The organism is Stenotrophomonas sp. YJH_SMC_33, assembly GCF_059372295.1.
In genome coordinates this window covers 19,864-40,005 of sequence record NZ_JCAFVJ010000018.1, presented here as the reverse complement: position 1 = coordinate 40,005, position 20,142 = coordinate 19,864, and the positions used below count along the sequence as shown (strand labels likewise).

Here is a 20,142-nt window from a genome sequence, read left to right as displayed (position 1 = left end):
ACTCAACTCAACAGCCGTGTGGCGTCGAGCAGGATCATCGGACGCTGGCTGACCCGGGCGACGCCACGGAACAGGTCGTTGGAAATCTGGCAGATGCGCGCGGTATCAGGCGGCTCGATCTGCGAGTCGGTAAGGTTGGCGACATCTTCCACCGCCGACACGCGCAGGCCGATGGTTTCGCCGTCTTCCTCCAGCACCACGATGCGGGTCTGCGAATCGTCTTCGGCAGCGGCCGCACCCAGGTGCAGGCCGAGATCCATCACCGGTACCACCTGGCCCCGAAGGTTCATGATGCCGAGCATCGCTGGTGCGGTGCCGCGCAATGGCAGCAGGGGAACTGGCAGCACCACTTCCTGCACCTTCAGCAGTTCCAGCGCATAAGCCTGGGTGCCGCAACGCAGGCGCAGCCAGCGCGAGGTGCGCTCGCCTGCGCGGCGGTTCTGCGGATGCGGGCTGCTGGCGGGCTGGAGAGCCTGTGCCTGCAGTTCCTGCCAGGTGCCGGGACGGTTGGTGGCCGGGGCATCCACGGCAACGCGGGGCGGCGGCGCGACGGCAGCGGGCGCAGCCGGGGCAGGCGCGGGTGCAGGGCGCGGCGCTGGGGGCGCTACCACGGCCGGGGGCGGCGTGGGGACATCCGCGCCGCCGGCAGCGGCCTCGAACGCAGCCTGCAGGCCGGGGCTGTCAGTGTGGGCGAGGTGATGGCTGTCGGCCGCGTCGGTCTCGTAGATCACTTCGTCGGGCAGGTCGTCCCAGGTGGGCTCCGGGCCGGCCTTGGCCGGGGCCGTCTCGTGGATCACCTCGTCAGGCAGATCATCCCAGGTCGGTTCCCGCTCGGGAGCGGCGACCGGCATTGCGGCGGCCTCGAAGGCGGCTTCGAGCGCGGCGTTGTCCGCGGCAGGCGCCGCGGCGACGGTGTCGGTCTCGTAGATCACCTCGGCCGGCAGGTCATCCCAGGTCGGCTCATGTTCCGGTTGCGATATGCTGGCCGGGGCCGGGGCGACGCTGTCCGGCGTTGGAAGCACGACGGCCGCCGGAGCGATCGCTTCGCCCAGCAGTTCGTCCAGATAGTCGTCCAGTACGCCGGTGCTGTTCATGCGGCCTGCTCCAGGGCGCGGGCATCCTCACCGAGGATCCAGTTCAGTGCGCGGCGATAGGCGGCCAGGCCGCGGCCCGGGTACTCCTCACCAACGCTGGGCAGGGTCAGGCCTGCGGCATTGCTGATGCGGGTGTCGATCGGAATGGCGTCTTCCCACACGCGGGTGCCATGACGATCCTGCATGGTGCGCAGCGACTCGTTGCCGGCGCGGGTGCGGCGGTCGAACAGGGTCGGCAGGATCGAGATCGGCAGCGGGCGGCGGCGCGAGCGCTCGACCATCTCGCCGGTGCGGACCATGCCGTCCAGGCCATGCAGGGCCAGCGGCTCGGCCTGGGTGGGGATGATCAGGCGGTCGGCAGCGGCCAGCGCGTTGATCATCAACAGGCCAAGGGTGGGGGCACAGTCCAGCAGGATGTAGTCGTGCTGGCCCTGGTGGCGCGCCAGTGCGTTCTGCAGGGCCAGGCCGAGGCCGGGCTGGTTGGCGCTGCGGCGCTCCAGCGTGGCCAGCGCCGACTGCGCGCAGACATAGTCCAGGCCTTGGATGCTGCTGGCATGGCACAGGCTGGAAAGATCGGCCGGCGGAGCGCCGAACAGTTCCAGCACACCGGCCGGCGGCGGATCCACCGGTACGCCGAAGGCGCGGCTGAGCGAGGCGTGCGGATCGAGATCGATCAGCAGCACGCGATGGCCGAGCGCGGCCAGGCCGCGGCCGAGGGCGAGGGTGGTGGTGGTCTTGCCGACTCCGCCCTTCTGGTTGGCGATTGCCCAGATGCGCATCGGTTTACTCCTTCATTGCCGGGGGAACGGCGGCGCCGACGCGGCTGCCAGCCGGCACCGGCGGCAACTTCACCGGTGCGATGGGGGAGGTGGGGGCGCTGGCCGGAGTTGCGGCGGCTTGTTCGGTGGTGCTGTTGTCGACGGCGCCGGTGGCCGCATTGAGGCGCTGGCCGAGCGGATCCACCGAATGCGAGGTGTCGGCCAGGATGATGACCATCACCCGGCGGTTGCGGTTGCGCCCCTGCGCGCTGTCGTTCTCTTCGCGCGGACGGAACTGGCCATAGCCGACCATCGCCAGCCGCGACGGCTGCAGGCCCTGGTCGGCGAACAGATGCACCACGCTGGCGGCGCGTCCGGCCGACAGTTCCCAGTTCGAAGGGAAGGTGGCGGTGGCGATCGGCACGTTGTCGGTGTGGCCTTCCACGCGCACGCTGTTGGGCACGTCACGCAGCACCTCGGCGAGGCTGGCCAGCGTCTGCCGTGCATGCACGTCCAGCGCGGCCGAGCCGGTGGGGAACAGGATGTCGCTGTTGATCTCCACTTCAATCCACAACTCGGTGCGGCGCACGCTGATCATGCCGCGGTCGATCAGCGGCGCCAATGCAGCGGTGAGGCGGTCGGCGATGCTGTTGAGCTGGCGCTCGGCACGGGCGATCTGTTCCTGGTTGTGCACGGAGACCGGCATGCGCATCTGCGAGGCCATCGACGGCAGCAGGGTCGGGTCGTGCGACGGCGCCGGCGCGGAGGGGCCGATCTTGGTGCCGGACTTGATCACCGAAGGGCTGTCCCAGCCGCCACCCTGCACCTGCTTGTTCCCCACCTGCACCGGGTTGATCGTGCGCGGTGCGCCACCGAAGGCATCGGTGAGCGCGTCGGCCATGATCCGGTACTTGCCCTCGTTGACCGAGGAGATCGCGTACATGACCACGAAAAAGGCGAGCAGCAGCGTCATCAGGTCGGCATAGGGGATCGCCCATGCTTCATGGTTGGCGTGCTCTTCGTGGTGCTTGCGGCGGGCCATGTCAGTGCAGGAAGCCGGAAAGGTTGGTTTCGATGTTGCGCGGGTTCTCGCCCTGGGCGATCGAAATCAGGCCTTCAATGACCATTTCGCGGTCGCGGGTGTTGTGCGAGATCACACTCTTGAGCTTGGCAGCCACCGGCAGGAACAGCAGGTTGGCCGAGGCGATGCCGTAGATGGTGGCGGTGAATGCTGCGGCGATGCCGTGGCCGAGCTTGCTCGGGTCGGCCAGGTTCTTCATCACCGCGATCAGGCCGAGCACGGCTCCGATGATGCCGAGGGTCGGGGCGTAGATGCCCATCGCTTCGAAGACCTTGGCGCCGGCCTGGTCCTGGTGTTCCTGGCTGCCCAGTTCGATTTCCAGCATGTGCCGCATCGATTCGGGCTCGACGCCGTCCACCAGCAGCTGCAGGCCCTTGCGCAGGAACGGGTCCTGCTGCGCTTCCACCTGCGATTCCAGGCCCAGCAGGCCCTGGCGGCGGGCGATGTTGCTCCACTCGACGATCTGCTGGATCAGTTCGCGGCGATCACTGTGTGGCGGGCGCACGACCCAGCGCACGATCTTGAACGCATGCTTGAACACCGCCGGCGAGGTATGCAGCAGGATCGCGGCGACGGTGCCGACGATGACGATCACGAACGCCGCAGGCGACCACAACGACGCCAGGCCGGCGCCCTTGAGGATGCTGCCGCCGACCAGCGAGGCCAGGGCGAGAAAGAGTCCAATGAGGCTGAGTCTATCCATGGTTCCGGTATCGGCGTGTATGAATGGGACTTGAGACACCGGTAGATCGCGTACAGACGGTAGTCACAGTTTTTCGGGTTGCCGGGCATGGCCCTGGCGGGGTTCAACGCAGCCCGTCCACGTCCAGGATCAGGGCCATGCGACCATCGCCGATCAAGGTTGCACCGGCATAACCGCGCAGGCCTCGCAGGGCCTTCGGCAGTGGCTTGATGACCACTTCCTCACGCCCGCGCACCTGGTCCACGACCAGCCCGAAGCGGGCTTCGCCGGCCTGCAGCACCACGATGGTCAGCAGGGTTGACGCGGCCGGTGTCACATCCAGCCACTGGCGCAGGTCGACCAGCGGCAGGGTGTGCGAGCGGCGATCAAGCACGGCGCGGCCATCGAACCAGCCCAGCGAGGTGCGCGGCGCGTGCAGCACTTCCATCACGCGTGCCAGGGGTAGTGCGTAGACGTCCTCGCCGGCCTGCACCAGCAGGGTCGGCAGGATCGCCAGGGTGAGCGGCACGCGGATCAGGAAGCGGCTGCCACGACCCAGTTCCGACTGGATCTGGATCTGGCCGCTCAGTTCGCGGATGCGCGACTGCACCACGTCCATGCCGACGCCACGGCCGGAGATATCGGTGACCTGCTGCTTGGTCGAGAAGCCCGGCAGGAACACCAGGTGCAGGCACTCCTCGCTGCTCAGGCGGGCAGCGGCCTCCGGATCGATCAGGCCTTTCTCACGCGCCTTCGCGCGCAGCTTCTCCGGATCGATGCCGGCGCCATCGTCCTGCACCTCGATGCTGACGTAGTCGCCTTCCTGCTGCGCCGACAGGCGTACATGGCCCATCCGCGGCTTGCCTTGTGCTTCGCGCAGGTCGGGCATTTCCACGCCATGGTCGATGGCGTTGCGGACCAGGTGCACCAGCGGGTCGGCCAGGGCCTCGACCAGGTTGCGGTCGAGCTCGGTCTCGGCACCGATCAGCTCCAGGTCCACTTCCTTCTTCAGCGAGCGGGCAACGTCGCGGGCGACCTTGGGGAACCGCGAGAACACCTTGCCCACCGGCTGCATGCGGGTGCGCATCACCGCCGATTGCAGGCGCGCGGTGGCGATATCCAGCGTCGACACGGCGCGGTCCAGCTCTTCATCGCGCAGGCGTGCACGCAGGGTCTTGAGCCGATTGCGCGACAGCACCAGTTCGCCGATCAGGTTGACGATCGCGTCCAGGCGTTTGGTATCAACGCGCACCGTGTGTTCGGCCTCGGCCAGCGGCTTGGCCGCCGGCTTGGCCACGGGTGCCGGTGCAGCGACCGGGCGCGGCGCGGGCGCCGGCGCCGGTGCCAGGACTGCAGCAGGCTTGGCACCCGGTGCGGCGCCACCGTGCAACTGGTCGAGCAGGGCTTCGAACTCGTCCTCGCTGATCAGGCCGTCGTCGGCTTTTTTTGCCGGCGCGATCGCAGTCGGAGCATTGCCACCGTGCAGCTGGTCGAGCAGCGCCTCGAATTCGTCGTCGGTGATCAGGTCGCTGCCCCCCGCGGCGGGTGCTGCGGCGGCGGCGGGCGCAGCCACGGCACCCCCGTGCACGTCGAACTGGGCGATCAGGTCCGGCGGCGCATAGCCCGGCTCGGTGCCGGACGACACGGCGTCCAGCATCGACTGCAGGTAATCCAGTGATTGCTGGGCCGCGTCGAAGTGGTGGGCCTGCAGCACGGCCTGGCCGGCGCGCGCCGCGCCCAGCGCCTCCTCAGCGGCGTGGCACAGCTCGACCATGGCAGTGACGCCGAGGAAGCCGGCGCCGCCCTTGAGCGTGTGGTAGCCGCGGAACACCGCATTGAGCTGGTCGCTGTCCTGCGGTGCCTGCTCCAGCGACACCAGCTGTTCGCCGAGGCGGTCCAGGATCTCCTGCGCCTCGATGATGAAATCGGCAGTGATGTCGTCGGATACCGCGCTCATGCTTACAGCCCCAGATCCGACAACAGGTCGTCGGCGTCGTTCTGCGAGACCGCGTGGCGGTCCAGTCCCTTCAGTGCCGGCCCGGCCAGTGCCGGGTCGGTGCGATGCTGTTCCGGCGGCAGGCCGAGTGCGCCGAAGCCTTCGTGGACGCGGCGGACAATGCCGACCACGCGGCGGATGATCTGCCCGGTCAGGTCCTGGTAGCTCTGGGTCAGGGCGATCTCGGTCAGGTTGTGGCGGATGCGCTCGAGCTGCGCGTCCTGGCCTGGCTGCAGGCCTTCGGCACGCAGCTGTTCGGTCAGGCTGCGGCATTCCTCGGCCAGGTCCAGGGTGCGGTGGGTGGCCTGTTCGGTCATCGCCACCACGTGGTCCAGGCGCGCGCAGGCGTCATCCAGCTCACCGGCCTCGCTGGGCACGGTCGGCAGTTCACCCAGCGCCTGTCCCAGCTCGCGGGCCAGCCGCGACAGGCCGCTCATCATCGGCTGCGTGCGCAGCGCGACCAGTCCGTCGATGCGTTGCCGCCAGGCAGCTTCGTCACCGGACTCCAGTGCGTCCAGGGCTTCCTGCAGGCGCAGGGCCAGGGCGTTCTTGTCGACCGTGGTATCCATCAGGCGCTGGCCGCCAGGCGTTCGAAGATCTTGCCGAGCTTCTCTTCCAGCGTCTGCGCGGTGAAGGGCTTGATGATGTAGCCGTTCACGCCGTTCTGGGCGGCCTCGATGATCTGTTCGCGCTTGGCTTCGGCAGTGACCATCAGCACTGGCAGGGTCTTCAGCTTGGCATCGGCGCGGATCGCCTTGAGCAGCTCGATGCCGGTCATCACCGGCATGTTCCAGTCGGTGACGACGAAATCGAAGGACTGGCTCTGCAGCAGCGACAGCGCGGCATGCCCGTCCTCGGCTTCGGCGGTATTGGTGAAGCCAAGATCGCCCAGCAGGTTCTTGACGATGCGACGCATGGTCGAGAAGTCGTCGACGATCAGGATGCGCATGTTCTTGTTCAAAGCAGAGTTCCTTTGTTGTTCATTCCGGGTGGCCGGGGGCAGCCGCCTCGGGCATGTTCACTCTTCCAGGCCGGCGTCGGCCGCCTCGAAAATCTTCAATCGTCCACGCAGGCGCAGCACGGCCTGGCCGTGGATCTGGCAGACCCGCGACTCGCTCACGCCGAGCACCGCGCCGATCTCCTTCAGGTTCAGTTCCTGCTCGTAATAGAGCGAGAGCACCAGCTGTTCGCGCTCGGGCAGGTGGCCGATGGCCTTGCCCAGCTCGCGGCCGAACTCGCCGCGCTCCAGCACCTGCTGCGGGGTCGGGCCGCCCTGGGCGACGGTGTCCAGCTCGCCCTGGTCCTCGATGCGTGACTCCAGGCTCAGCACCTGGCCACGCGCGGCGTCTTCCATCAGCCGCAGGTATTCGGGCAGCGGCATCTCCATCGCGGCGGCCACTTCGGTGGCGCTGGCGGCACGGCCGGTGCTCTGTTCCAGGCGGCGGATGGTGGCAGCGGCGTCGCGTGCGCGGCGATGCACCGAGCGCGGCACCCAGTCGCCACGGCGGATCTCGTCGATCATCGAACCGCGGATGCGGATCGAGGCGTAGGTCTCGAACGAGGCGCCCTGGTCGGCGTCGTAGCTGCGCGACGCTTCGATCAGCCCCATCATGCCGGCCTGGATCAGGTCGTCCACCTCCACGCTCGCCGGCAGGCGTGCGGCCAGGTGGTGGGCGATGCGCCGCACCAGGTCCGAGTGCTGGGAGATGACCTCGTTGGCCGCCGAGCGCTGGACCTCCCGGTACTGGGCTGCGCCTTTCATGCGGCCACCCCGCGCTGCTTGAGAATGCGCTCGAGGAAGAACTCGACGCCGCCACGCGGTTCGGTCGGCGCCTGCCAGCGTGCGGTGCGGCGCGCGATCTCGGTGATCGCCAGCGCGGCCGGGCTGGACGGGTAGGCCTTCACCACCGGTTGCTGGCGCTGCACCGACAGGCGCAGCCAGTCGTCCTGCGGCACGCAGCCCAGGTAGTTCAGCGAGACATCGGCGAGGAACTTCTCGCACACGCGGGTCAGCTTTTCGTACAGCACGCGGCCCTCGTTGGGATCGCGCACCATGTTGGCCACCACCTGGATGCGGTCCACGCCGCGCTCGCGCGACAGCACCTTGATCAGTGCGTAGGCGTCGGTGATCGAGGCCGGTTCGTCACAGACCACCACCACGGTGTCCTGCGCGGCCTGGCAGAAGGTCAGCACGCCGTCGGTGATGCCGGCGGCGGTATCGACCACCATGATGTCCAGCTCGCGTTCCAGTTCGGAGAACACGTTGACCAGGCCGACATGCTCGGCCGGGGCCAGCTCGGCCATGTGCCGGCGGCCGGAAGCGGCCGGGACCACCAGCACGCCGTTCGGGCCTTCGACGATGACGTCGTCCAGCGAGCAGCGGCCGGCCACCAGGTCGGCCAGCGTAAAGGTGGGGTTCAAGCCCAGGATCACGTCGATGTTGGCCAGGCCCAGGTCGGCGTCCAGCAGCAGCGTGCGCTTGCCCATGCCCGCCAGCGCCACAGCCAGGTTGGCCGAGACGTTGGTCTTGCCCACGCCGCCCTTGCCGCCGGTCACCGCGATGGTGCGCACAGGGCCGAGCGGCTCGCTGCGGGTGGCCGACAGCGGGAAGGTCTTGGTCAGCTTGGCGTACTCACGCGACGGCATGGTTCAACTCCGGGTTGCAGGGCATATCGGCCGCTCGGCGCAAATCTTCAAGGCGAAGTACGAGATTGGCTGCACTGGCCCGGTGCAGGTCCTCCGGGACGTCCTGGCCATCGGTCACCCAGGTGATCGGCAGGGCATGGTCCACGGCCACAGACAGGGCGTTGCCGAAGCGGCCGGTCTCGTCCAGCTTGCTCAGCACCAGACCCTGCAGGTTGGCGGCGCCGAAGCGGCGGACCACCTCGTCCATGTCGCCGAAGCTGGTATTGGCCGGCAGCACCAGCAGGGTGCGCACCTGGCGGGCGGCACGCAGCCACTGCAGCTGGGCGGCCAGCGCGCGGTCGCGCGGGCCCAGCCCGGCGGTGTCGATCAGCACCAGCTTGTAGTCCTTCAGGCGTTCCAGCAGCTGGTCCAGGTCGGTGCCGCTGTTGGCCTCGTGCACCGCGATGCCGAGCTGGCGGCCGTAGCCGTACAGCTGCTCGCGGGCGCCGATGCGGGCGGTATCGGTGGTGACCAGGGCGACGTCACGCGGCGCGTGCTTCTCGGCGAATCGCGAGGCCAGCTTGGCGATGGTGGTGGTCTTGCCGGCGCCGGTCGGGCCGACCAGGGCGATCACGCCGCCTTCTTCCAGCGGGTCGACCGGGGCGATCGGCAGCTTGCGCGAGATCAGCCCCAGCATCAGGCCGCGGCCACGATGGGCTTCGGTCTCCAGCGGGATCTGCATGGCCACGTCGCGGGCCAGGCCGGCATCGAAGCCATATTCGTCCATCAGGTCCAACGCGGTGGCGCGCACCGGGCAGCCGCGCAGGCGCTCGTCGGTGAAGCGGTTCATCTCGCGCTCGATCACCTGGCGCATGCCGGCCACTTCCTGGCGCAACTGGCGGATCTCGGCGTCGTCCTGGGCGACCACCGTCAGCACCGGAGCCGGAGCCAGGGTGGGGGCCGGCGCGGTTTCGACAATGGCATCGGCCAACGCCGGTTCGCTGGCGGCGCTGGCCGGCTGCGCGTCGGCGACGGTAGCGGTCGGCAGCGGCGGCGGCTGCACGGCCGGCGCCACGCTTTCGTGATGCGCCTCGTGCGGCGGATCGATCTGGAAGCGGGCGCGGTTGGCCGGCACGGCGGCGGCCGGTGCAACGATGGCCTCGGCGAACGGCGCGAAGATCTGTTCCGGCAGCGCCGGTTGGTTGACGGCGGCACGCGCGAGGGTGGCCGCAAAGCCTGTGCTGCCGCGGGTCGGCACGATCTCGTCGGCGCTGTCCAAGGTGCGGCCGGTGGCGCCGACCGCGGCGCGGGCGAGGGCGGCCACCGCCGAGGTGGTGGCGGCGACCGGCTCCGGTGCCGGGGTGGCGCTGCGACGGCGGGTGACGGCGGCGATCACCGCATCGGCGGCGGTGCGCGGCTTGGGCGCCGGCGGCGGCGCCACGTCGCGGCGCGAGGCTTCCAGCGCACGCTGCACGGCGCTTTCATCGTAGTTGGCGGCGGCGACGATCTCGATGCCTTCCTCGATCCGGCGGTTGGACAGGATCACGGCATCAGGACCATGTTCCTTGCGCACCAGGTTCATGGCCGAACGCATGTCGGCGGCGACGAATCGTTTGATTTTCATGCTGTGGTCACGAGGCGAAGACGGCGGAGTGGCGGCCGGGGAACTCGGGTGGTCGGTGGTCTGCACGGTGCGGGTTCCCCTTGGTATCTGTCTGTTGCGTTGGTTCGAAGGTGGTGTCTGTTTTCTGGCGCGTCGGCGGGCGGCGTCAGCTGATCGTTCCGACCAGCTTCAGGCGCTTGTCCTCCGGCACCTCGCTGTAGGCCAGGACCGACAGCGACGGAACGCTGTGGCGGACCAGGCGTGCCAGCGCGGCGCGCACCGGGCCAGGTACCAGCACGACCGCGGGCTCGTTGCGGGCTTCCTGCTTGCTGACACATTCGGCCAGGCTCTGGTGCAGTCGCTCAGCGAGTCCGGGTTCCAGCGCGGCGCCGTTGCCCTGCGTGGACTCCTGCAAGACACGTTCCAATTGCGGGTTGAGGGTGAACACCGGCAGCTCCGCCGACATTCCGGCGATCTCCTGCACGATGAAGCGGCCCAGGGCGGTGCGCACGGCGGCGGTCAGCACGGCCGGGTCCTGGCTGCTGGGCGCATGTTCGACCAGTGCCTCGGCGATCTTGCGCAGCTGGCGGATCGGAATGCGCTCGACCAGCAGGTTCTGCAGCACGCGCACCACCGCCGACAGCGGCAGCGCCTTCGGCGTCAGATCTTCGACGAGCTTGGGCGCGCTCTTGGCCAGGTTGGCCAGCAGGTGTTGCACTTCCTCATGGCCGAGCAACTCAGGTGCGTGCTCGCGGATCAGGTGCGAAAGGTGGGTGGCGACCACGGTGGCCGGGTCGACCACCGTGTAGCCCAGCGTTTCGGCCTGGGCACGCTGGTGCGGTTGGATCCAGGTGGCATCGAGGCCGAACGCGGGGTCCTTGCCGGCGATGCCTTCCAGCGTGCCAAGCGCGCTGCCCGGGTCCAGCGCGAGCTCGCGGTCGGGGTGGATCTCGGCGGTGGCCACCGGCACGCCGTGCACCAGCACGCGGTAGCCGTTGGCGGGCAGTTCCAGGTTGTCGCGGATGTGTACCGATGGAATCAGGAAGCCGACATCCTGGGTCAGCTTGCGGCGCACGCCCTTGATGCGCGCCATCAGTTCGCCGCCCTGGTTGCTGTCCACCAGCGGAATCAGCCGGTAGCCGACCTCCAGGCCCAGCGGATCGACCGGGCGCAGTTCGTCCCAGCTCAGTTCGGCGGTGGGCGCCGGCGCGGCCGGGCGGCCGAGGGCGTTGAGCGCCGCCGGGTCCTTGCCCGTTGCGGCGGCATCGGCGGCCGGGGCCTGGGTCTTGCGGTACAGCTTCCAGGCAATGAAGCCGAGGATCGACGCCAGCGTCAGGAAAGCGACGTTGGGCATGCCCGGCACCAGGCCCACCAGGCCGATGATGCCGGCGGTGATCGCCAGCGCCCGGTACTGGCCGAACACCTGGCCGGTCATGGCCTGGGCCATGTCCTGCGAGCGCGAGGCGCGGGTGACCAGCATCGCCACCGCACTGGAGACCAGCAGCGCCGGCAGCTGGGCCACCAGGCCGTCACCGATCGACAGCAGGGTGTAGGTGGCAGCGGCTTCACCGAAGGGCATGCCATGCTGCAGCACACCCACGGCCAGGCCGCCGAGCATGTTGATGAACAGGATCAGGATGCCGGCGATGGCGTCGCCGCGGATGAACTTGCTGGCACCGTCCATCGCACCGTAGAAGTCGGCTTCCTCGCGGACTTCTTCGCGGCGCAGCTTGGCTTCTTCACGCGTCAGCAAACCGGCGTTGAGGTCGGCGTCGATCGCCATCTGCTTGCCGGGCATCGCGTCGAGGATGAAGCGCGCGGTCACTTCCGAGACCCGGCCGGCGCCCTTGGTGATCACCACGAAGTTGATGATGGTGAGGATCGCGAACACCACGATGCCCACCGCGTAGTTGCCGCCGATCACGAATTCGCCGAAGGCGGCGATGACCTTGCCCGCGGCATCGTGGCCGTTCTGGCCGTTGAGCAGGATCACGCGGGTGGAGGCCACGTTCAGCGCCAGCCGCAGCATGGTGGTGATCAGCAGCACGATCGGGAAGATGGTGAAGTCCAGCGGGCGCTTCACGTAGACCACCGCCAGCAGCACCATCAGCGAGATGGCAATGTTGAAGGTGAACAGCGCATCGAGCACCGGCGCGGCCAGCGGCACCACGACCATGGCCAGCAGGGCCAGCACGATCAGCGGCGCGCCAAGACCCTGGCGGATCATTTCCAGGGCGCGGCGGGTGTTGAAGCCGGTGGAGGGCTGGGCGCTCACGGGCGGCCTCCCTTGCCGAATTCATCCACCTGGATGTGCGGGGCGTCCGGCATCGGGCCAGTGCGCCACGCGCGCAGCTGGTAGACGTAGGACAGGACCTGGGCGACGGCCGAATACAGTCTCACGGGGATTTCCTTTCCGAGTTGGCCCTCCCGATACAAGGCGCGTGCCAAAGGTGGGGCAGAGACGATCGCGACCTTGTTGCCGTCGGCCACTTCACGGATGCGCAGGGCGGTCTCGTCCACGCCCAGGGCGACCACGGTGGGGGCGTTCATGGCGCCGCCCTCGTACTTCAGGGCCACCGCGTAGTGGGTGGGGTTGACCACCACCACGTCGGCGGTGGGTACCGCTTCCATCATCCGGCGGTTGGCCATCTGCTGCTGCAGCTGGCGGATGCGGCCCTTGACCTCGGGGCTGCCCTCGCTTTCCTTCATTTCCCGGCGCAGCTCTTCCCGGGTCATCTTCAGCTTGCGCGTCCAGTTCCAGCGCTGGTACGGCGCGTCGATGGCGGCCAGCACCAGCATCGCGCCGGCGGTGGCCAGCAGCAGGCGCAGGGTGAAGCCGAGGCCGTCGGTGATGGCCGTCTCCAGCGGGTGGTGGATCAGGCCGCGCAGGGTGTCGAAGCCGGTCCAGACCACCAGCCCGGCGGCGACGCCGACGAAGGCCACGCGCAGCAGCGATTTGGTGAACTCGGCAATGGCCTCCGGGCCGTACAGGCGCTTGAACCCGCTCATCGGGTTCATGCGGTTGATGTCGGGCATCAACGCCTTCTGCGACCAGCGCAGGCCGCCCATCACCAGCGGGGCGACGAAGCTGGCCAGCAGGCAGACCAGCACCAGCGGCGCGATCACCAGCATGAACTGCATCAGCAGGTCGCCGAAGTGGCCGAACAGTTCCTTCGGGTTCTGCCGCAGGCTCTGTTCCGGGCTCAGCGCCTGCTTCATCCAGGCCGTGGCGCCGCGGCCGATCGAGCCGCTCATGGCCATCACCGCCAGCACGCCGGCGCCGAACACGGCGGCCGTGCCGAGCTCGCGCGAGCGCGGCAGGTTGCCCTGTTCGCGGGCGTCGCGCAGGCGTTTTTCGGTCGGTTGTTCGGTCTTTTCGCCGGCGGATTCGTTCTCGGACATCACGGGCACTGCGGCAGGGGTTGCCGGAGGGCGTGCAAGAACTGTTCCGTGATGGGGTGTTGCCTATCCACGCGCGGCGCGGATCTATTTGTAGAGCCGAGCCCATGCTCGGCTATGTTTGGATCGGGCGCGAAGAGCAGCCGAGCGCAGGCTCGGCTCTACAGGGGAGAGTTGTCGCTGGACGGTGGGCTCTGCGCCAGCTCCACCCGCGGCCGCGGCAGGTCGTGCAGCTGCATGAAGCGCGCCGCGTCGACCGGGCGGCCGAGCAGGTAGCCCTGCAGGTAGTCGCAGCCCAGGCGCTCCAGGTAGGCGCGCTGGGCGGTGGTTTCCACGCCTTCGGCGACGATGTCCATGTCCAGCGCATGGCCCAGCGCCACGATCGCCGAGACGATCACCACGTCCTCTGCACTGTGTTCCAGGTCGCGCACGAACGCATGGTCGATCTTGATCTCGGTGGCCGGCAGCCGCTTCAGGTACAGCAGGCTGGAATAGCCAGTGCCGAAGTCATCGATGGATATGCCTACGCCCAGCGCCGACAGCGCCTGCAGCAGGCGCAAGCTGGTGTCGGTATCGCGCATCACCGTGCTTTCGGTGATTTCCAGCACCAGGTGGCGCGGAGCGATGTTGTGGCGTTCGATCATCGCGCGCACATCCTGCAGCAGGTGCGGCGAACTGAACTGCACCGGCGACAGGTTCACCGACATCGACCAGCCTTCGTGACCGGCATCGTGCCAGCGCCGCAGTTGCAGGCAGGCCTGGTCCAGCGCCCAGCGCCCGATCTCGTTGATCGCGCCGCTGCGCTCGGCCAGGCGGATGAACCGATCGGGCGGAATCAGGCCATGCTCCGGATGGTGCCAGCGGATCAACGCTTCGGCACCGGCCACCTTCTGCGTGGCCACGCGGATCTTGGGCTGGTAGTGCAGGAACAGCTGCTCGCTGCCAATGGCCCGGCGCAGGTCGGCCAGCAGCCGGAACTGTTGTTCGGCGCTGTCATTCATCCAGTCGGCGAACAGCACGAAGGCGTTGCGTCCGGATTCCTTGGCCTGGTACATCGCCGCATCGGCAAACGCCATCAGCTGCCGTTCGCTGGCAGCGTGGTCGGGGCAGATTGCCACGCCGATGCTGGCGGTTACCTGCAGTTCGTTGTCCGGCAGCAACGGGCCGCTGCCCACCGCCTGCAGGATGCGCCGGGCGAGGGTGGGCAGGTCCTCGTCGTGTTCGATGCGTACCACCAGCACGAACTCGTCACCGCCCAGTCGTGCCAGCATATCGTTGGGCCGCAGCAGCTGGCGGGTGCGCTCGGCCACCGCCACCAGCAGTGCATCGCCGGCCTGGTGGCCGTAGGCATCGTTGACCTGCTTGAAGCCGTCCAGGTCCATGAACATCACGGCGAAACGGCTGCCGCCCTGCTCGGCCTCGGCCAGTGCCTGCACGATGCGACGCTGCAGCAGCAGGCGGTTGGGCAGGCGGGTGAGCGGATCATGCAGTGCGGCCTGGGTCAGTTCCTGCTGCGCATCGGTCAACGAGGTGCTCAGCATGGAGTTGCGCAGTCGCAGCAGCTGCGCCTCCACCCGCTGGTCCAGCCAGGACACCACCAGCACCACCGCGAGGATCGCCACGGACAGCACCACCACCAGCATGGCCAGCCATTCGCTCTGCAAGCCGTCGCCGACGGCTGCGCCGCAGATGCTGCCCTCCGGAAAGCGAGCAGCGGCCATGCCGGTGTAGTGCATGCCGACGATCGCCAGGCCGAGCAGCCCCGCCGCGGCCAAGCGGTCGCCGATACGGGTGCGCTGCCCACGCAGGCGGAACGCAACATACAGGGCTGTCCACGAGGCGGCGACCGCCACCATCAGTGATAGCAGCAGCCAGCCCGGGTCGTAGTCGATGCCTGGCTGCATGCGCATTGCGGCCATGCCGACGTAGTGCATGCCGGCGATGCCGGTGCCCATCAGCAGGGCACCGCCGGCCAGCCGTGGATGCGGCAGAGTACGCAGCGAGACCAGCCACAGTGCGAATACCGACGAAGCGATCGCCAAGGCCAGCGAGAGCAGGGTGATCGGCAGGTCGTAGCCGAGCGGAATGGGCAGATCGAAGGCGAGCATGCCGATGAAGTGCATCGACCAGATGCCCAGGCCCATGGCGAAGCCACCACCGAGGCGCCACCACCAGGCCGCGGCCTTGCCGGGCGCGGTAATCGTGCGCCCGGCCATTGCCAGTGCAGTGTAGGAAGCCATCACGGCTACCAGCAGCGAGATTGCGACCAGCCACGGGTTGTACGTGCCTACCAGCATTCGTCAGTCTCCCGGACCTGCCTGTCGACGGAAACCACGGTGGGGCATGCATGAGGCAGGCCGACGCAGGGCGGCGGCCACGTGCGGCATCCCCCCGGTTGCCGCGCATTCACTCTAACGCGCAGACCCGGGGGAAGGGCAAGCAGTAAAACGTGAAATTGCGCCCCGTAGAGCCGAGCCCATGCTCGGCTGCCGCTCCTGCCGAAGACAGCCGAGCATGGGCTCGGCTCTACAGAAACAAAGGCATGGCAAGCAGTAAAACGTGATGATCAGGTCAGTGTGTGACCGCGTCCGCAGCCTGGAAGGCGGCATCGAACAGGCGCTGTACCGGCGGGCCCATTTCCCCGGCCAGCAGCGCCAGCAGGAACAGACCCAGCAGCAACGAGACCGGCAGGCCCAGCTGGATCGGATTCAGCGCCGGAGCGGCCCGGGCCAGCACGCCGAACGCCAGATTCACTGCCAGCATCGCCACCGTCAGCGGAATCGCCAGGGTCAGCGCGCCGCGTAGCACGGTCAGCAGGAAAGTCGGGGCGATGCTGAAGAACGCGTGCGGGTCCGGCAGCGGAGCGCCGATCGGCAGTGCGCGATAGCTGTCCACCAGCAGCGAGATCAGCGCCAGGTGCCCGTTGGCGGTGAAGAACAGCAGGCCGAACAGCAGATAGAACCACTGGCCGATCACGCCCGAGGTGCCGCCACGCAGTGGGTCACTCATCTGCGCGAAGGCCAGGCCGGTGCCCTGGGCAATCAGTTCGCCGGCCATCGCCCCGGCCTCGAACACCAGCCGTAGCAGGAAGCCGATGGACACGCCGATGGCCAGTTCGCGGGCGATGGTCAGGACCGTGGCGGCATCGAAGCCAGTCCAGTCCGGTACTGGCGGCAGCAGCGGCGCCAGTGCGATGGCCAGGGTGCCAGCCAGCACCACGCGCACCCGTGACGGGACGGCGCGGGTCCCGACCATCGGCATGGCCATGGCCACAGCGCCGATGCGCAGCATGGTCCACAGTACGGTGCCGATCATGCCGAAGGCCTGAAGGCCGTCGGCAGCCATCTGGGTGGCGGCGTCCATCGAAGCGCGTGTCCTAGCCGATCAGGTGCGGAATTCGCTGGAACAGCAGCGTGGTGAATTCAACCAGGTGGCCGATCAGCAGGCTGCCCAGCGCGAACAGCACCGCGGTCAGTGCCGCCGCCTTGGCGACGAAGGCGATGGTCGGTTCGTTGAGCTGGGTCGCGGCCTGCACCACGCCCACCACCACGCCCACCACCAGCACGGTGAGCAGCAGCGGGCCAGCCACCCACAACACGGTGATCAGGCCGCCACGCAGTTCAGTCAGGGCAAGTTCGGGAGACATTCGGGGGTCCATCTGCTCTTGTAGAGTCGAGCCATGCTCGACTGCGCTTTGCGCGGGATATCAAGCCGGATTGAAGCTGGCTGCCAACGTACCCACGGTCAGCACCCAGCCATCCACCAGCACGAACAGCAGGATCTTGAACGGTGCCGACACCAGCATCGGCGACAGCATCATCATGCCCATCGACATCAGCACGCTGGCCACGACCAGGTCGATGATCACGAACGGGATGAAGATCAGGAAGCCGATCTCGAAAGCGGTCTTCAGTTCGCTGGTGACGAACGATGCGACCAGTACCGGGAACGGGATCGCATCGGGGCTGGCGTAGGTGCCGTGCCCGGCGATGCCGGCGAAGGTCATCAGGTCGGTCTCGCGGATCTGCGCCAGCATGAAGGCGCGCAACGGCGTGGTGGTCAGCGTCCAGGCGGTCTGGAAGTCGATCTCGCCATTGAGGTACGGCGCCATGCCGGCGCTCCAGGCCTTGTCCCAGGTCGGCATCATTACCATCGCGGTGAGGAAGAGGGCCAGGCCCAGCAGCACCTGGTTGGACGGGGTCTGCCCGGTACCCAGCGCCTGGCGCAGCAGGCCCAGCACGATGATGATGCGGGTGAACGAGGTCAGCACCAGCAGCATCGACGGGATCAGGGTGATCGCCGTCATCAGCAGCAGGGTCTGCAGCGGCAGGCTGACCGGTGCACCGCCGATCTTGCCGACGTTGATGTCCGGCAGCGGCGTGTTCGGGGCGCCGGGCGCGGCGAACGCCAGTGCCGGCAACAGGCACAGGGCAAGCAACAGCAGCCACGGCATCAGGGTGGCAAGACGGGTACGGGTGACACGCATGTCAGGGATCCTTGCGCAGCCGCTGCTGCAGCAGCTGGGCGAAATTCGGAAGATTCTTGAAGTCCGGCACGCGCACCGGCGCCGGGGGCGGCAACGGTTCGGGCAGGGTATGCAGGGTGTTGATGCCACCGGCGGTGACGCCCAGCAGCAGTTGCTGGCCGTTGACCTCGACCACCACCACGCGCTCCTTGGCGCCCACGCTCAGGCTGGCCACCAGCTTCATGCCTTCGGCCGGGCGGAAGCCGCTGCCGGGCATGCGCTTGAGCAGCCAGCCGAGGCCGATGACCAGCGCGAGCACCGCCAGCAGCGCCAGCACCGCGCCGAACAGGCTGGGTGCGGCGGCCGCATGCTGGCCGACCTGGGGCCCGATGGGCGCGGCGGTCTTGCCGACCGCCAGCAGGGTGGAGGCCAGCAGGCTCAACGCAGTCTCCGGATCCGCTCGCTCGGGCTGACCACGTCGGTCAGGCGCACGCCGAAGCGGTCGTTGATCACCACAACCTCGCCGTGGGCGATCAGGGTACCGTTGACGAACACATCCAGCGATTCGCCGGCGCCGCGTTCCAGTTCCACCACCGAACCCTGGTTGAGCTGCAGCAGGTTGCGGATCGGCAGGCGGGCGCGACCGACTTCCAGCGACAGGGTCACCGGCACGTCCAGGATCACGTCCAGGTTCAGGTCAGGACCGTTCGCCTCATCGGCCTGCAGGCTGCTGAACTGGGCCGGGGTCGGTTCGAGGGCGTCGATATCGTTCATTGCGGGTCTTCCTGGATGACGGGTGCGCGCGGGCGGGTGCCCGGCGGATGGGTAGCGGTGATCTTCACGGCGTTCATGCCGTTGGCGATGCCGAACTCGCCGGTGAACACGGGAATGTTCTCCACGCACAGCGGCACCTGCGGGCTGAGTTCGATCGGCAGGATGTCGCCGACCTTCAGCTGGGTCAGGTCGCGCAGGGTCATGCGCTTGCTGGCCAGTACGCTGGACAGGGTGACTTCGGCGATGTTGAGCTGCTCACGCAGGGTCTGGCCCCAGCTTTCGTCGCGATCGTTGCGGTCGCTCTGGATGCCGGCGTCGAGCAGCTCGCGGATCGGCTCCAGCATCGAATACGGCAGGGTGACGTGGATGTCGCCACCGCCGCCATCGAGTTCGACGTGCAGGCGGCACACCACCACGTATTCGCGTGGCGTCACGATGTTGGCGAAGTGCGGGTTGATCTCCGAGTTGATGTACTCGAAGTCCACGTCCATCACCGGCGCCCAGGCTTCGCGAAGGTCGGCGAAGGTCTGCTTCAGCAGCAGGTGGATCACCCGCATTTCAGTGGCGGTGAACTCGCGGCCTTCGATGCGGGTCGGGTAGCGCCCGTCGCCACCGAAGAAGTTGTCGACGATGGCGAACACCAGGGTCGGCTCGAACACGATCAGGCCGGTGCCGCGCAGCGGCTTGAAGCGGATCAGGTTCAGGTTGGTCGGTACATACAGCGAGTGCATGTAGTCGTTGAACTTGATCAGTTCGATGCCGCGCACCGACAGCTCGGCCGAGCGGCGGATCAGGTTGAACAGGCCGATCCGCCACAGGCGCGCGAAACGCTCGTGGACCATTTCCAGGGTCGGCATGCGACCGCGGATGATGCGGTCCTGGCTGGCGAAGTCGTACGAGCGCGCTTCGCCTGACGGCGGTTCCGGATCGGTTTCGACCGCGCCAGTGTCCACGCCGTGGAGCAGGGCATCGATCTCGTCCTGGGACAACAGATCATTCATCGGTGGGCCCTTACTGGGTCACGAAGCTGGTGAACAGCAGGTCGTCGGCACCATTGCTGCCGGTCTCGGCCTTGAGCACTTTCTGCACTTCGGCCAGCGACGCAGCCTGCAGCTTCTGCTTGCCGGCGACATCGGCGATCTGGTCCGGGCTGACCTGCGAGAACAGCATCAGCAGGCGTGCGCGGATGGCGGGTGCATGGGTCTTGATCGCTTCCAGCGCAGCCGGGTCACGGGTCATCAGCTGCACTTCCAGCTGCAGGTAGCGCGGACCATCGACCGGGCCATTGAGATTGACCACGAACGCCGGGTCCAGCGCGAAGTACTGCGCGGGGGCCGGGGTGGCGCTCTTCTTCGGCGCCTGCGCAGTCTTGTCTTCGTGCTTGGACTGGGTGAAGAACCATACGCCGCCACCGGCGGCAGCGGCGGCCAGCACGGCCACCAGTGCGGTGATCAGGATCGGACTGCGCGGCTTGGCGGCCTTGTCCTTCTCGGCGGTCTTCTTGGTTTTGTCAGCGGCTGCGGCCACGGGGTGAAGCTCCTGAGGGTTGCTTCACCGGGATATGCAAGGGGTGTGCCGGAGCCGGGGCAGCGGGGGGCGACGGAATTCCGTCGGGGTGCCTGTGGGGCCGTGCGGAGCAAGCTCCGCACCCACCAACGCGATACT

At 68.0% G+C, this 20,142-nt stretch carries 20 protein-coding genes; all 20 read right to left on the bottom strand.

Annotated elements, in window-relative coordinates:
* Positions 1 to 2: 2 nt before the first annotated feature.
* Positions 3 to 1,094 carry a chemotaxis protein CheW gene (locus AC5P9W_RS18885; protein WP_456115638.1) on the bottom strand — a complete coding sequence of 364 codons (1,092 nt, stop codon included), beginning with the start codon at positions 1,092 to 1,094 and terminating at the stop codon, positions 3 to 5.
* A complete protein-coding gene (locus AC5P9W_RS18880; protein ID WP_019659589.1) occupies positions 1,091 to 1,873 on the bottom strand; it encodes a ParA family protein in 783 nt (260 codons plus the stop codon). Before AC5P9W_RS18880 ends, AC5P9W_RS18885 begins: the two co-directional genes overlap by 4 nt.
* Positions 1,874 to 1,877: 4 nt before the next feature.
* Positions 1,878 to 2,894: a flagellar motor protein MotD gene (gene motD / locus AC5P9W_RS18875; protein WP_111104217.1), complete on the bottom strand. Its 1,017-nt coding sequence runs from the start codon at positions 2,892 to 2,894 to the stop codon at positions 1,878 to 1,880.
* Between the two features lies 1 nt (position 2,895).
* Entirely contained in the window at positions 2,896 to 3,636 is a 741-nt protein-coding gene (locus AC5P9W_RS18870) for a flagellar motor protein (RefSeq protein WP_010482457.1), read from the bottom strand.
* A 103-nt stretch (positions 3,637 to 3,739) separates the two neighbouring features.
* Positions 3,740 to 5,572, bottom strand: coding sequence for a chemotaxis protein CheA (locus AC5P9W_RS18865; protein ID WP_026346971.1), 1,833 nt, complete (start codon positions 5,570 to 5,572; stop codon positions 3,740 to 3,742).
* A gap of 2 nt (positions 5,573 to 5,574) precedes the next feature.
* On the bottom strand, positions 5,575 to 6,180 hold the full coding sequence (locus tag AC5P9W_RS18860; RefSeq protein WP_019659591.1) for a protein phosphatase CheZ: 606 nt from the start codon (positions 6,178 to 6,180) through the stop codon (positions 5,575 to 5,577).
* Entirely contained in the window at positions 6,180 to 6,572 is a 393-nt protein-coding gene (gene cheY / locus AC5P9W_RS18855) for a chemotaxis response regulator CheY (protein WP_019659592.1), read from the bottom strand. The genes AC5P9W_RS18860 and cheY overlap by 1 nt, the downstream gene beginning before the upstream one ends.
* A 57-nt stretch (positions 6,573 to 6,629) precedes the next feature.
* The gene (locus AC5P9W_RS18850; RefSeq protein ID WP_019659593.1) at positions 6,630 to 7,373 is read right to left on the bottom strand and encodes an RNA polymerase sigma factor FliA; all 744 of its coding nucleotides are present in this window, start codon (positions 7,371 to 7,373) and stop codon (positions 6,630 to 6,632) included.
* The gene (locus AC5P9W_RS18845) at positions 7,370 to 8,257 is read right to left on the bottom strand and encodes a MinD/ParA family ATP-binding protein (protein WP_005409532.1); all 888 of its coding nucleotides are present in this window, start codon (positions 8,255 to 8,257) and stop codon (positions 7,370 to 7,372) included. Before AC5P9W_RS18845 ends, AC5P9W_RS18850 begins: the two co-directional genes overlap by 4 nt.
* On the bottom strand, positions 8,244 to 9,860 hold the full coding sequence (gene flhF, locus AC5P9W_RS18840) for a flagellar biosynthesis GTPase FlhF (protein WP_206621680.1): 1,617 nt from the start codon (positions 9,858 to 9,860) through the stop codon (positions 8,244 to 8,246). Before flhF ends, AC5P9W_RS18845 begins: the two co-directional genes overlap by 14 nt.
* Before the next feature lie 145 nt (positions 9,861 to 10,005).
* On the bottom strand, positions 10,006 to 12,066 hold the full coding sequence (gene flhA / locus AC5P9W_RS18835) for a flagellar biosynthesis protein FlhA (protein WP_171953159.1): 2,061 nt from the start codon (positions 12,064 to 12,066) through the stop codon (positions 10,006 to 10,008).
* A gap of 44 nt (positions 12,067 to 12,110) precedes the next feature.
* Positions 12,111 to 13,241: a flagellar biosynthesis protein FlhB gene (gene flhB, locus AC5P9W_RS18830; RefSeq protein WP_111104213.1), complete on the bottom strand. Its 1,131-nt coding sequence runs from the start codon at positions 13,239 to 13,241 to the stop codon at positions 12,111 to 12,113.
* Positions 13,242 to 13,399: 158 nt separating this feature from the next.
* Entirely contained in the window at positions 13,400 to 15,535 is a 2,136-nt protein-coding gene (locus tag AC5P9W_RS18825) for a putative bifunctional diguanylate cyclase/phosphodiesterase (RefSeq protein WP_021203857.1), read from the bottom strand.
* 274 nt (positions 15,536 to 15,809) lie between these two features.
* Positions 15,810 to 16,601 carry a flagellar biosynthetic protein FliR gene (fliR, locus tag AC5P9W_RS18820; protein WP_049397365.1) on the bottom strand — a complete coding sequence of 264 codons (792 nt, stop codon included), beginning with the start codon at positions 16,599 to 16,601 and terminating at the stop codon, positions 15,810 to 15,812.
* Between the two features lie 13 nt (positions 16,602 to 16,614).
* Positions 16,615 to 16,884 carry a flagellar biosynthetic protein FliQ gene (locus AC5P9W_RS18815; RefSeq protein ID WP_005413254.1) on the bottom strand — a complete coding sequence of 90 codons (270 nt, stop codon included), beginning with the start codon at positions 16,882 to 16,884 and terminating at the stop codon, positions 16,615 to 16,617.
* 60 nt (positions 16,885 to 16,944) lie between these two features.
* Positions 16,945 to 17,724 carry a flagellar type III secretion system pore protein FliP gene (gene fliP, locus AC5P9W_RS18810; protein ID WP_019659599.1) on the bottom strand — a complete coding sequence of 260 codons (780 nt, stop codon included), beginning with the start codon at positions 17,722 to 17,724 and terminating at the stop codon, positions 16,945 to 16,947.
* Position 17,725: 1 nt separating this feature from the next.
* Positions 17,726 to 18,145: a flagellar biosynthetic protein FliO gene (gene fliO / locus AC5P9W_RS18805; RefSeq protein ID WP_014037105.1), complete on the bottom strand. Its 420-nt coding sequence runs from the start codon at positions 18,143 to 18,145 to the stop codon at positions 17,726 to 17,728.
* Positions 18,142 to 18,477: a flagellar motor switch protein FliN gene (gene fliN / locus AC5P9W_RS18800; RefSeq protein ID WP_005409543.1), complete on the bottom strand. Its 336-nt coding sequence runs from the start codon at positions 18,475 to 18,477 to the stop codon at positions 18,142 to 18,144. Before fliN ends, fliO begins: the two co-directional genes overlap by 4 nt.
* Positions 18,474 to 19,478, bottom strand: a complete 1,005-nt coding sequence (fliM, locus tag AC5P9W_RS18795; protein WP_188249953.1) for a flagellar motor switch protein FliM — start codon at positions 19,476 to 19,478, stop codon at positions 18,474 to 18,476. The genes fliN and fliM overlap by 4 nt, the downstream gene beginning before the upstream one ends.
* Before the next feature lie 10 nt (positions 19,479 to 19,488).
* Entirely contained in the window at positions 19,489 to 20,004 is a 516-nt protein-coding gene (locus tag AC5P9W_RS18790; protein WP_019659602.1) for a flagellar basal body-associated FliL family protein, read from the bottom strand.
* Positions 20,005 to 20,142 lie beyond the last annotated feature (138 nt).